General features: G+C 39.3%; 10 protein-coding genes. 7 read left to right on the top strand and 3 right to left on the bottom strand.

Annotated elements, in window-relative coordinates:
- The first annotated feature begins 4 nt into the window (after nucleotides 1–4).
- From U736_RS0104525 to U736_RS0104510, 4 genes are all read left to right on the top strand, one after another.
- A complete protein-coding gene (locus U736_RS0104525) occupies nucleotides 5–1,348 on the top strand; it encodes a pyruvate dehydrogenase complex dihydrolipoamide acetyltransferase (RefSeq protein ID WP_012755001.1) in 1,344 nt (447 codons plus the stop codon).
- A gap of 220 nt (nucleotides 1,349–1,568) precedes the next feature.
- Entirely contained in the window at nucleotides 1,569–3,029 is a 1,461-nt protein-coding gene (gene lpdA, locus U736_RS0104520) for a dihydrolipoyl dehydrogenase (RefSeq protein WP_026500349.1), read from the top strand.
- Nucleotides 3,030–3,096: 67 nt separating this feature from the next.
- Entirely contained in the window at nucleotides 3,097–4,059 is a 963-nt protein-coding gene (gene lipA / locus U736_RS0104515; protein ID WP_012755003.1) for a lipoyl synthase, read from the top strand.
- 2 nt (nucleotides 4,060–4,061) lie between these two features.
- Nucleotides 4,062–4,523, top strand: coding sequence for a type II toxin-antitoxin system RatA family toxin (locus U736_RS0104510; RefSeq protein WP_012755004.1), 462 nt, complete (start codon nucleotides 4,062–4,064; stop codon nucleotides 4,521–4,523).
- 540 nt (nucleotides 4,524–5,063) lie between these two features.
- On the opposite strand, the gene U736_RS0104500 is transcribed toward U736_RS0104510, so the two are convergent.
- From U736_RS0104500 to rirA, 3 genes are read right to left on the bottom strand one after another with little or no spacing between them, the layout of a single operon-like run.
- Nucleotides 5,064–5,552, bottom strand: coding sequence for a CinA family protein (locus U736_RS0104500; protein ID WP_012755005.1), 489 nt, complete (start codon nucleotides 5,550–5,552; stop codon nucleotides 5,064–5,066).
- On the bottom strand, nucleotides 5,549–6,739 hold the full coding sequence (locus tag U736_RS0104495) for a bifunctional 2-C-methyl-D-erythritol 4-phosphate cytidylyltransferase/2-C-methyl-D-erythritol 2,4-cyclodiphosphate synthase (RefSeq protein WP_274532021.1): 1,191 nt from the start codon (nucleotides 6,737–6,739) through the stop codon (nucleotides 5,549–5,551). Before U736_RS0104495 ends, U736_RS0104500 begins: the two co-directional genes overlap by 4 nt.
- 23 nt (nucleotides 6,740–6,762) lie before the next feature.
- Nucleotides 6,763–7,206 (bottom strand): iron-responsive transcriptional regulator RirA, encoded by a 444-nt coding sequence (gene rirA / locus U736_RS0104490; RefSeq protein ID WP_012755007.1) that lies wholly within the window; start codon nucleotides 7,204–7,206, stop codon nucleotides 6,763–6,765.
- A gap of 172 nt (nucleotides 7,207–7,378) precedes the next feature.
- Here rirA and U736_RS0104485 point away from each other — a divergent pair, with 172 nt between their 5' ends.
- Genes U736_RS0104485 through trkA form a run of 3 tightly spaced genes read left to right on the top strand, consistent with a single transcriptional unit; the run spans nucleotide 7,379 to nucleotide 12,387 of the window.
- Nucleotides 7,379–9,646: a sensor histidine kinase NtrY-like gene (locus tag U736_RS0104485; protein WP_012755008.1), complete on the top strand. Its 2,268-nt coding sequence runs from the start codon at nucleotides 7,379–7,381 to the stop codon at nucleotides 9,644–9,646.
- A gap of 1 nt (nucleotide 9,647) precedes the next feature.
- Complete coding sequence (gene ntrX, locus U736_RS0104480) at nucleotides 9,648–11,006, top strand: nitrogen assimilation response regulator NtrX (RefSeq protein ID WP_012755009.1); 1,359 nt, start codon at nucleotides 9,648–9,650, stop codon at nucleotides 11,004–11,006.
- Between the two features lie 4 nt (nucleotides 11,007–11,010).
- A complete protein-coding gene (trkA, locus tag U736_RS0104475) occupies nucleotides 11,011–12,387 on the top strand; it encodes a Trk system potassium transporter TrkA (protein WP_012755010.1) in 1,377 nt (458 codons plus the stop codon).
- Nucleotides 12,388–12,397: the final 10 nt, after the last annotated feature.

Raw genomic sequence — 12,397 nt, 5'->3', positions numbered from 1 at the left:
CATAATGCCCATTAAAATTACAATGCCAGCACTTTCCCCTACGATGGAAGAGGGAAATTTAACAAAATGGAATATTAAGGAGGGAGATAAGGTTTCCTCTGGTGATGTTATTGCTGAAATTGAGACGGATAAAGCGACAATGGAAGTCGAAGCCGTTGATGAAGGTAGGGTTGCCAAAATTGTTGTTCCTGCTGGAACACAAGGCGTTAAAGTAAATGCTTTAATTGTTGTTTTAGCAGAAGAAGGTGAAGATTTAGCTGAAGCTGCAAAAGTTTCAGAAGAAATCTCTTCTTCTACAAGACAAGAACCAGAGGGCGTAAAACAGACAGATACTCTGAAACAGACGGACTCAAAGGGTACAAAAATGTCTCATGAATCATCAGCTCAGCAATTAATACAGCAAGATAAAAAGGTAGCGCGTCTTTTTGCCTCTCCCTTAGCGCGGCGATTAGCATCTCAGGACGGCCTTGATTTATCCCTTATTTCTGGAAGTGGTCCGCATGGGCGTATTATCAAGCGCGATGTAGAAAAAGCTGTGAGTAGTGATATTTCTAAAGTGTCTTATTCATCACAAATAGGGGAGCTAGTAGCTACAGGTGCTTCTGACAAACAGATACTGAAACTCTTTAAAGAGGATGAATATACCTTCGCACCCCATAATAATATGCGTAAAACAATCGCAACACGTTTGATGGAATCAAAACAGAGAGTTCCACATTTCTATGTAACGGTAGATTGTGAACTTGATGCGCTGTTAGCACTGCGTACACAACTGAATGCTGCTGCACCAATGATTAAGGGGCAGGAAGAAACTCAGCCTACTTATAAGCTTTCTGTTAATGATATGGTGATCAAAGCTGTCGCACTTTCTTTGAAAGCTGTTCCTGATGCGAATGTCTCTTGGCTTGAAGGCGGAATGCTTCATCATAAACATTGTGATGTTGGGGTTGCTGTTTCTATTCCCAATGGATTAATTACGCCGATTATTCGCCATGCAGAGGAAAAGCCGTTATCACTTATTTCCAAAGAGATGAAGGATTTTGCAAAGCGTGCGCGTGAGGGCAAGTTAAAAATGGAGGAATATCAGGGTGGAACAACAGCTGTATCAAATATGGGGATGTATGGTATAAAAAGTTTTTCGGCTATCCTTAATCCACCGCATGCAACGATTTTTGCGATTGGTGCAGGGGAAGAACGCGCCGTTGTTAAAAATGGTGCATTAGTTGTTGCGACAGTTATGTCAGTTACAATTTCTGCGGATCATCGTGCTGTCGATGGTGCTTTAGCAGCAGAGCTCGCGCGGGCTTTTAAGAAGATGATTGAAAATCCATTAGCAATGTTGGTTTGAACTGTTTAACAGTTCTTCACGTAAATTGTGAGAGAGTGTGTTAAGAGAATAAAAACAAATTTAAGAGTTTGAAGAGCAATGTTATTGCTATTTCTGGTTTGGGTAAAGCATTTACGTGGAGCTTAAAGAAGAAGACATAAGATAATTCTGTGATATTGTTTTGCAGTCTTAAGTTCAAAAAATGCATATCCATTTTATATATATCCATGGAGGAATTACTGTGGCAAATCTTTATGATGTAATTGTGATTGGAGCAGGTCCAGGCGGATATGTAACCGCAATTCGTGCAGCACAATGTGGCTTTAAGACTGCGATTGTTGAACGTGAACATTTGGGAGGGATCTGTTTAAATTGGGGATGTATTCCAACAAAGGCCCTTCTACGTTCAGCGGAAATGAAACATTTTGCTGAACATGCAAAAAATTATGGACTAAAAATTAATGGTTCAATTGAGGCAAACATCAAAGATGTTGTAGCACGTTCACGCGGTGTTTCAGCACGTTTAAATGCTGGCGTTGATTTTTTAATGAAAAAAAACAAAATTGATATTATCTGGGGTGAAGCAAAGCTTACCAAAGAAGCGAAGGGAAGCCATCCTGCGGAAATCATGGTTTCTTCATCCTCCAAACCGATTATGCAACCGCAAAATCCAGTCCCTAAAGGGACGTTAGGGGAGGGAGCTTATCAAGCAAAGTATATCATTATTGCAACGGGCGCACGTCCTCGTGTCCTTCCTGGTATTGAGCCAGATGGAAAACTCATTTGGACTTATTTTGAAGCTATGATACCGCCAGCAATGCCAAAATCGCTTTTGGTTATAGGGTCTGGGGCTATTGGCATTGAATTTGCTTCTTTTTATCGTGATATGGGAGCTGAGGTAACTGTTGTTGAAATGATGCCCCACGTCATGCCTGCTGAAGATATTGAAATTTCAACGTTTGCTTGTAAACAGTTAGAGAAAAAAGGTTTACGCATTCTTCGTCAAGCAAAAGTAACAAAGGTTGAAAAATCTTCTGATTCTGTGACTGTACGTATTGATGTTCAAGGTAAAATAGAGTCAATGACTGTTGACCGGTTGATTTCGGCTGCTGGGGTGCAAGGTAATATTGAGAATCTTGGTTTAGAAGCTTTGGGAATAAAAACCGATCGCGGGTGCATTGTAACCGATGAATGGAGTTGGACGGGGGTGGAAGGCATTTATGCTATTGGTGATGTAGCAGGTCCTCCTATGTTGGCACATAAAGCAGAAGAAGAAGGTGTGATATGTATTGAGCATCTTGCAGGTTTAAAGAATGCTCATCCGCTTGATAAAAGAAAAATTCCAGGGTGTACATATTGTACACCACAGGTTGCCTCTGTAGGGCTTTCAGAAGCTACAGCAAAAGAAGCAGGTTATGATATACGTATTGGTCGTTATTCTTTTGCTGCGAATGGCAAGGCGATTGCTTTGGGTGAAGATCAGGGGTTAGTAAAAACGATTTTTGATAAAAAAACAGGACAACTTCTTGGGGCCCATATGGTAGGGGCTGAGGTAACAGAATTGATACAGGGTTTTGTTATTGCCATGAATCTTGAAACAACAGAAGAAGAATTAATGCATACTGTCTTTCCACATCCGACTTTATCGGAAATGATGAAAGAAAGTGTATTGGATGCTTATGGTCAAGTTTTAAACGCTTGATGACTGGATTGTGTGAAAGATTTTATATTTTTGATTGTTACTTCGTATTTATAAGGCAAAGGCTTAAATGGTTACGGTTGTTGATAGAGTTACAAATAGACGTTTGCGTCATCCTGAAAAGGCACATCGTCCTGATACAAGCGTTCAAAAAAAGCCAGATTGGATTCGTGTAAAAGCGCCAACATCACCAATTTATAAGGAAACACATGGTATTGTACGTACGCATAAGTTAGTGACTGTATGTGAAGAAGCTGGTTGCCCTAATATTGGCGAATGTTGGAGCCAGCGGCATGCTAGCTTTATGATTTTAGGTGAAATATGTACGCGTGCTTGTGCTTTTTGTAATGTTGCAACAGGTATTCCACTTGCCGTTGATGATAATGAGCCAGAACGTGTAGCCGATGCTGTTGCACGGATGGAATTAAAACATGTTGTCATTACATCTGTTGATCGTGATGATCTTGCTGATGGTGGTGCTGAGCATTTTGCAAAAGTTATTTATGCGATTCGTCAAAAAACTCCTAAAACAACAATTGAAGTTCTGACACCTGATTTTCGTCATAAGGATGGTGCTTTAGAAGTTGTTGTTGCTGCTAAGCCTGATGTTTTTAATCATAACTTAGAAACAGTTCCTTCTAAATATTTGAAGGTTCGTCCAGGGGCACGTTATTTTCATTCAATTCGTTTATTACAACGCGTTAAAGAACTTGATCCAACAATTTTTACAAAATCGGGAATTATGGTTGGTCTTGGGGAGGAGCGAAATGAAATTTTGCAATTGATGGATGATTTGCGCTCTGCTGATGTTGACTTTATGACGATTGGACAATATTTGCAGCCTACACGAAAACATCATCCGGTTGTTCGTTTTGTGCCTCCTGAAGAATTTGAGTCTTTTGCCAAGATTGGTAAAGTAAAAGGATTTTTGCATATGTCCTCCAATCCTCTGACGCGTTCATCTCATCATGCTGGAGATGATTTTGCTATTTTGCAAAAAGCGCGTGATGAAAAATTTTCCTTACAGAGATAATTATGCCGATTTTTACAATACATCGGCAGATCACCCATAGTGCCAGTGAAATGTTTGAGCTGGTTTCAGATATTGAGCGTTATCCTGAATTTTTACCAATGTGTGAGTCTTTAATAGTACGTTCTCGAAAAGACTATGGGAAAAAAATGTTGCTTCTTGCGGATATGACCGTTGGCTATAAGATTATCCGTGAAACTTTTACGACTCAAGTATTTCTTCAGCCGGAAAAAAATCTTATAGAAGTTAAATATATTGATGGTCCATTCAAATATCTTGAAAATCGTTGGTCCTTTCATGATATTGAAAATACCAATGCATGTAATGTAGAGTTTTTTATTGATTATGAATTTAAAAGTAAAACGCTTGGATTAGTGATGGGCTCAATGTTTGATATTGCGTTTCGTAAATTCACCGACGCTTTTGAGAAGCGTGCGCATCAGATTTATGGCTCTACGATAACATAGTCTATTCTGTTATTTTTTAACAATACGTATTGCTTATAACAGCGTGAAGGTGAAAACTGGTTTCCATCTTTACTATTTGTTTTAATTCATCTTTTTCAGCTTTGAAAAGCATATTAAAGGAATATCATTTTAAATGATGAAGATGATGCACAGCTTCACACTTTTGTTTCTCTTTTTTAATAGAGACATATCCAAACAAAACGCCCAAATAGGACATGCTTGCGTCATACCCATTTCATAATAAATAGTATAGATACTCGTAAAAGTATATAAATCAACATCTTTACACTTATGAAAAAGTCAGCCTGCACCATTTATTTGTCATCTCTCAAGATGTTGCGCGAGCTCTTAGCATTTGAGAGAGGTACAAGTATCCCTTTCTTTAATCATTTTATTTATACAGTTTTTTTCTTGTGGCGTGCAAGTGAATAAATTTGATTAATTCAGCTTAAAGTTGTGGTGCAATAAATCATTTTTTCAAGATGTTGACGATTATAGACTCAATGTGGAATAGAGAGCTTTGAAATTAGTACGGGGAACTCAGTGAAGCAATTCCAGAATCATTTTAAAAACATTTTCAACAGTTGCATGGCGGATAGCATTGCGGTTAAGATGACCAAAGTGCATTTCTTTGTGCAGAGTTTTATGATTTTTGTAAGCAACTGCGCAATGCACAAGTCCTACAGGTTTATCAAGACTTGCTCCTCCTGGACCAGCAATTCCTGTTACAGAGACTGCGATGTCAGCTTGTGAATGTTTTAATCCACCCTCAGCCATTGCAAGAGCAACTTCTTTTGAAACGGCGCCATAGGTTCTTATAAGTTCAGCACAAACGCCAACAAGGCGTGTTTTAGATTCATTTGAATAAACAACAAATCCACAATCGAGAACATCTGACGAGCCTGCAATATTTGTGAGGCTTGCAGCAATGAGTCCTCCTGTACAAGACTCTACAGTTGTTAACAGCAAACCTTTTTGGCGAAAGATATTAAGGATTTCATGTGCTTGTTTTTCACAAAGATATGTCATTGGGGAAGTTCTCCTGAATAAAGAACGCTCGCTGTTGCAAGAGCAGCAATTCCTTCACCGCGACCAATAAATCCAAGCCTTTCATTTGTTGTTGCTTTGATAGAGATTCGATCAGGTGTTATTGAAAGTATTGTCATAAGCTTTTCTGTCATGGCATGACGATAGGGACCAATTTTAGGATTTTCAGCAATAATTGTGATATCAACATTGGCGATACGACCACTTGCTTGTTTTAGAATATCAAGAGCATGACGGAGAAAAATTTCTGATGATGCATTTTTCCATTGAGGATCAGAGGGAGGAAAATGTGTGCCAATATCTCCAGCACCTCGCGTAGCGAGCAGGGCATCTGTTAGCGCATGAAGAGCAACATCCGCATCGGAGTGTCCATTTAATTTTTTATGAAAAGGGATTTTTATACCACATAAAATAAGAAAATCACCATCCTCGAAAGAGTGAACATCATAACCATTGCCGGTGCGGATATCAGGAAACATTTGCATTTTCTTTTGGAGATATAAATGTGCGGTATTAAAATCTTCATGCCATGTAATTTTTATGTTGTTAGGATCCCCAGGAACGGTACGCATAGGAATTCCAAACCATTCGGCAATCGCAGAATCGTCAGTGAATTCTTTTTTGCAAGCTTGTTTTGCTTGCTTATGGGCCGCTAAGATATGTTCAAAGGGAAAACACTGTGGAGTTTGTGCACTATAAAGATGGGTACGGGGAATTGTTTCTAAAACATGCTGATTATTTACACGTTTAAGGGTATCAGAGATGGGAAGAACAGGAAGAACACCTTCTTGAGGCGTGATTGTATTGTGAATGTTATCAAGAAGCTTGTTTTCGATAAAGGGGCGTGCACCATCATGAATATGCACATATTGGAGATTGAATTTTTTGAGTGCCTGAAGTCCATTTAAGGTAGAGATTTGACGTGTATTGCCTCCTTCAACGATAATAAGGCGCTCTTTAAAATCACTAATAGCTTGTTCACAGATTTGACGATCTTCTGGATGAATAACAAGGATAATTGTTGTGATAGCTGGATGCTGCAAAAAACAACGCACGGTATGATAAATAACCGGCTTTTGTCCTAGAAGCCGATATTGTTTTGGAATTTCATGGGGAGATCCTGCTCTTTCACCACGTCCAGCGGCTAATATTATTGCTGCAATAGAAATACCTAATCTCCTTGTATTATAATTTAGTTTGCCTTTTTGTCATTAATTTTAAAATGATTTTGAAAGGATGGTTGTTGTAGATCAGCAAGGGATATCACGGATAACACCTCAAAAAAAGCATTTAATGCTTTTTGAAGTGCGGTATTTAAACTACAAAAATCGATCAAGGGGCAAGTTGGTTCTGCAGTATCGAAACATTCTGCTAGGGAAAAGTTGTCTTCTGTTACTTTCACAACATCAGCGACTGAAATCTCTGCTGCGGGTTTCGCCAATCTAACTCCGCCATTGCGTCCACGCACTGTTTGTATAAAACCTGCTTGAACAAGCAGCTGAAGGATTTTAAATAAAAAAAGTTCTGAAACGGCATATGCTTTAGCAATTTCTGGAACACGACTGAGAGTTCCCTGATTATCTGCACAATACATGAGCATTCGAAGAGCATAATTTGTTTGTTTTGTTAATCGCATCTCATTTCCTTCGTAAAGTATCGTCGAATACAGTTTATTTTAAGATATTTTGCAAAATGTAGAAGTTCTTTCTCATTGACTATATTTGCCCTATTTTAAATGTAGTATTAGTATTGTCAATTTTTGCTACAAAAGGTTATATGAGAATAATGGGATAAGGGTATGTAAGCTCATGACGAATATAACATCTGTGACGAATCTTCAAGACATAGATAAAAATACTTATAACGATGAGTTGTATCGTTTAAGTAAGGTATATATTTTTTTAGGGATTACAATTATTGTATTGGCTTTACTTACGGCCTCTGTTTCATTTATTATTCTTATTGGATTAACCCCTGTTGTTCCCAGTAGAACAGTAACCCTTATTCTTATAGGGATTAATAGTTTTTGGGTTTTAGGGCTTATTGTCATCGTTTTTTATGAGATGATTCCGATCATTCGTGCTTGGCGTTCAAGGCGTGCAGGATCGCGTCTTCATGTGCGCCTTATTTCATTGTTTGCACTTGTTGCGACAATGCCGGCTGTTGCTGTAGCTCTTGTATCGGGTCCAGCACTAAATTTGGGACTTGATCGATGGTTTGATACAACAACGCGGCAAATTGTGGGCTCTTCTATTGATTTAGCAAATGCTTATGCAGATGAAATGCTTCAAAATTTAAAAAATTTATCCTACGCGATGGCATTTGCACTTGATAACAAAAAACTCTTAGAACGTAATCCAGCTGAATATAGGATGCAATTGACGCGCCATGCTATAGGACGCAATTTGCGTGGCGCATTTTTGTTAAGTTCTAGCGGAGCTATTTTTATATCGAGTGCTCTTGGTGATGAAGATAAACTGCCAATTCCTCCTTCCAATCTTATTGAACGTGCAACCAGTGCGAGGCCTTTTTCTTTTCAACCAGGCGTGCATGATTATTTTGGTATTATTTTAAAATTTACCAACATTCCAAACACATTTCTATATTTGGTGCGTGACGTTGATAAAGGTGTTTTATCTGCTTTGCGTTTAACAGAAGTCAATACAGATCGTTATCGTGATTTAAATGAAAATCGCCTGCTGACGCAAATTGCATTTGGTATGCTTTATTTATGTCTTTTTTTTAGTTTATTCTTATCAGCTATTTGGGCTGCTATTGCTGTCGCTGATCGCTTAGTACGTCCTATTCGTCTTCTCATTAGTGCTGCTGATGATGTTGCTACTGGAAATATGGAAATTTTTGTGCCGGTACGCGCGAAGGATGGAGATATTGGGCAATTATCCAAAACTTTTAATTACATGGTCAGTGAATTGAAAAGTCGGCGCAATGAGTTGATTGCAGTGCGTGATCAAATTGATGAGAGACGGCGTTTTTCTGAAGCAGTGTTATCGGGTGTAACAGCAGGAGTAGCAGGTATAGATGATAATGGTGATATTACAATTATTAATCGATCTATTGAAGCGATGTTTGATATTCGCTCTGAACACGTTGTTGGACAAAGTCTTTTATCTTTAAGTGCTGAAATTTGGCAGGTTTTTCAGTTTGCACGTTCATTGGATCGTAAAAATCATCGTGAGCAGGTTACTTTAAACGTTGCAGGAAAAGAGCGTGTCTGTAATGTCCAGGTTACGATGGAAGAGGATGATGGACAGGGGCAATCTTGGGTTCTAACAATTGATGATATTACAGACCTTGTTGCAGCGCAACGTACAGCGGCGTGGGCGGATATTGCACGGCGTATTGCACACGAAATAAAAAATCCCCTCACACCTATTCAGTTATCCGCTGAACGCATTCGTAAACGTTATAACAAAGTTATTACACAAGATAGAGAGGTCTTTGAGCGGTGTATTGAGACAATTATTCGACAGGTTGGAGATATTGGGCGTATGGTTGATGAGTTTTCCTCTTTTGCACGTATGCCCAAACCACAAATGCATATTTTAGATATACGAGAATTGTTGCGCGAAGCATGTTTCTTGATAGAAGTGACACGACATGATATTCATTTTGAGCAAGATTTAGGAAGTCTACCACTTATGGGTGCATTTGATAACCGTCTCATTGTACAAGCTTTTTGCAATGTTATCAAAAACGCGAGCGAATCCATAGATTCAGTTATGCGAGAGGAAAATATTCACGGTCATATTCTTGTCCGTTCTTATCGTCAAGAGGAATGGGTGGTTGTGGATGTTGTTGATAATGGGAAAGGACTTCCTAAAGAGCAAAGACAAAAGTTATTAGAGCCCTATATAACAACGCGGGAAAAAGGAACAGGGCTCGGGTTAGCCATTGTGCGTAAAGTTATTGAGGATCACGGCGGTTCCATGGAGCTTCATGATGCACCGGAAAGTTTTTATGAAGGTCGTGGTGCGATGATCCGTTTGATATTTCCGGCGGATGGGGGTAAGCAGGGTAGTATTATACAAGCCATAAATCATAAGATAGGGGAATAGTATGGTATCAGATATCTTGATTGTTGATGATGAAGCAGATATTCGTGAGCTTGTTGCTGGTATTTTAGATGATGAAGGTTATGAAACGCGTGTTGCTTGTAACTCTGATGAAGCATTGGCTCAAATTAGTGAGCGTATTCCAAAGCTCATTTTTTTGGATATTTGGCTACAGGGTAGTCGTCTTGATGGTTTAGCATTGCTTGATGAAATTAAAACGCAATATCCGGCTCTTCCGGTCGTTATGATCTCTGGTCATGGTAATATTGAGACGGCTGTTTCCGCTATAAAGCGAGGGGCATATGATTTCATTGAAAAACCTTTTAAAGCTGATAGACTTGTATTGGTTGCAGAGAGAACACTTGAAAACTCAAATTTAAAACGTGAGCTTTTAGAATTGCGAAAGCGTTCGAACGAGACATTAGAGTTGCTCGGAAAATCGACAGTTGTAAAAAATTTGCGTCAAATCATAGAAAAAGTAGCACCAACAAATAGTCGCGTCATGATAACAGGTCCTTCAGGGGCAGGAAAAGAGACAGTTGCACGAACTATTCATGCGCTCTCAACGCGTTCGAATGGGCCATTTGTTACAATAAATGCTGCAACGATTACTCCGGAAAGAATGGAAATAGAGCTGTTTGGCAGTGAAATGGAAGGAAGAGAGCGCAAGATCGGTGCCTTAGAGGAAGCTCATGGCGGTATATTATATCTTGATGAAATTGCTGACATGCCACGTGAGACTCAAGGTAAGATTCTTCGGGTGTTAACGGGGCAGACATTTGAAAGAGTTGGCGGCACAAAACGTGTTAAGGTGGATGTCCGTATTATTTCTTCGACAGCGCAAAATCTTGAAAACCTCATTTCCGATGGGCGCTTTAGAGAAGATCTTTTCCACCGTCTTTCGGTTGTTCCTATTGCTGTTCCGCCCCTTTCAGCGCGTCGTGAAGATATTCCAGAACTTGTACATCATTTTGTAAAAACAATATCACAGCAGGTTGGGATTAAACCGCGTGCAATCAGTGATGATGTGATTGCTATTTTGCAAACGCATGCTTGGCCGGGTAATGTGCGGCAATTACGTAATAATATTGAGCGTCTTCTTATTCTTGTGCGGGATGGTGATGGTCCTATAACAGCGGACTTTCTTCCCAGTGAAGTAAGTGATTCTTTGCCACGTCTTCAAATGGATTCAGATGAAAGTATAATGGATTTGCCGTTACGTGAAGCACGAGAATTGTTTGAAAAGAGATATTTAGTGGCACAGATTGGGCGTTTGGGTGGAAATATATCACGTACTGCTGAATTTATAGGCATGGAGCGTTCAGCTTTGCACCGTAAACTTAAAGCGCTTGGAGTTTCTTAAAGCGATGCGTGTTATTATTTGCGGAGCAGGACAGGTTGGTTATGGGATAGCAGAGCGTCTTGCTGCTGAAAATCACGATGTTACTGTTATTGATATTGAAACGAGATTAATTGAAAAGATTCGCGATACATTGGATGTGAGAGGTTTTGTTGGTCACGGTTCACGTCCTGAAGTTCTTTTGGCTGCAGATGCAGACAAAGCCGATATGTTGATTGCTGTCACTTTGTTTGATGAAGTCAATATGGTAGCCTGTCAAGTAGCACATTCATTATTTAATGTGCCCACAAAAATTGCTCGTATTCGTTCACAATCTTATTTAGAGCCACGTTATAAGACGCTTTTTTCCAGAGAGAATATTCCCATTGATGTGGTTATTTCGCCAGAAGTTGAAGTTGGGGAAATGGTTTTGCGCCGTATTGCTTTACCTGGTGCAATAGATGTTCTTTATTTTTGTAATGATGATGTTGTTGCGCTAGCCTTGGAATGCATGGAAGATTGTCCAGTTATTAATACACCTTTGCGTCAATTAACAGAGCTTTTTCCAGATCTTCATACGACGGTTACCGCTATTAAACGTGGTGCGGAATTATTGGTTGCACATTCAGAAACGCAATTACGCGTTGGTGATATAACCTATCTTGTTGTTGCTCGTGATCAAATGCGCCGTGCTGTTGGGCTTTTTGGTCATAAAGAACAAGATGCCCACCGCATGATTATTGCAGGAGGCGGTCACATTGGCCTTTATGTTGCACAGGCTATTGAAAAGCGTTTCCATAAATTAAAATTGAAGATTATAGAGTCGCATAGAGAAAGAGCTCTCACGATTGCTGATCAGCTTGAAAAAACAACAGTTTTATACGGTAACGTGTTAGATCCAGTGATTCTTCAAGATGCGGGAATTGATCAGTCCGATTTAATGATTACATTGACCAATCAAGATCAGGTTAATCTCTTAAGCGCTATTATTGCTAAAAGATTGGGCTGCAAAGCCAATATGGTATTGATTAATAATGTTGCCTATCAAGAATTTAGTCGTGCTGTTGGTGTGGATGCATATCTTAATCCCCATAGCGTTACAATATCGAGAATTTTGCAACAAATGCGCCGTGGACGTATTCGTTCTGTTCATTCAGTTTTTAATGGCCGAGCAGAAATTATTGAAGCTGAAGTGATGCAAACATCTTCATTGGTTGGTAAGTCATTATCAGAGCTCAATTTATCAGATGGTTTGAGAATTGGTGCAATTTATCGCAATAAGACAATAATACAGCTTTCGGCAGATACGCGCATTTTGTCTGGTGATAGAATAGTGATTTTTGCTCTTGCTGATAGGGTTCGTGATGTTGAACAACTCTTTCGTGTAAGTTTAGAATATTTTTGATATATTATCT

This window comes from Bartonella grahamii ATCC 700132 (assembly GCF_000518085.1).
In the GTDB taxonomy this organism is placed as follows: domain Bacteria; phylum Pseudomonadota; class Alphaproteobacteria; order Rhizobiales; family Rhizobiaceae; genus Bartonella; species Bartonella grahamii.
The sequence above is the reverse complement of the archived record's forward strand: the minus strand, read 5'-3'. Positions and strand labels throughout refer to the sequence as shown.

What these genes read in the sequence shown, in the direction of transcription:
- U736_RS0104525 (WP_012755001.1), top strand. Translation starts at nt 5, where the DNA reads ATGCCCATTAAAATTACAATGCCAGCACTTTCCCCTACGATGGAAGAG.
- lipA (WP_012755003.1), top strand. Translation starts at nt 3,097, where the DNA reads ATGGTTACGGTTGTTGATAGAGTTACAAATAGACGTTTGCGTCATCCT.
- U736_RS0104510 (WP_012755004.1), top strand. Translation starts at nt 4,062, where the DNA reads ATGCCGATTTTTACAATACATCGGCAGATCACCCATAGTGCCAGTGAA.
- U736_RS0104500 (WP_012755005.1), bottom strand. Translation starts at nt 5,552, where the DNA reads ATGACATATCTTTGTGAAAAACAAGCACATGAAATCCTTAATATCTTT.
- rirA (WP_012755007.1), bottom strand. Translation starts at nt 7,206, where the DNA reads ATGCGATTAACAAAACAAACAAATTATGCTCTTCGAATGCTCATGTAT.
- U736_RS0104485 (WP_012755008.1), top strand. Translation starts at nt 7,379, where the DNA reads ATGACGAATATAACATCTGTGACGAATCTTCAAGACATAGATAAAAAT.
- ntrX (WP_012755009.1), top strand. Translation starts at nt 9,648, where the DNA reads ATGGTATCAGATATCTTGATTGTTGATGATGAAGCAGATATTCGTGAG.
- trkA (WP_012755010.1), top strand. Translation starts at nt 11,011, where the DNA reads ATGCGTGTTATTATTTGCGGAGCAGGACAGGTTGGTTATGGGATAGCA.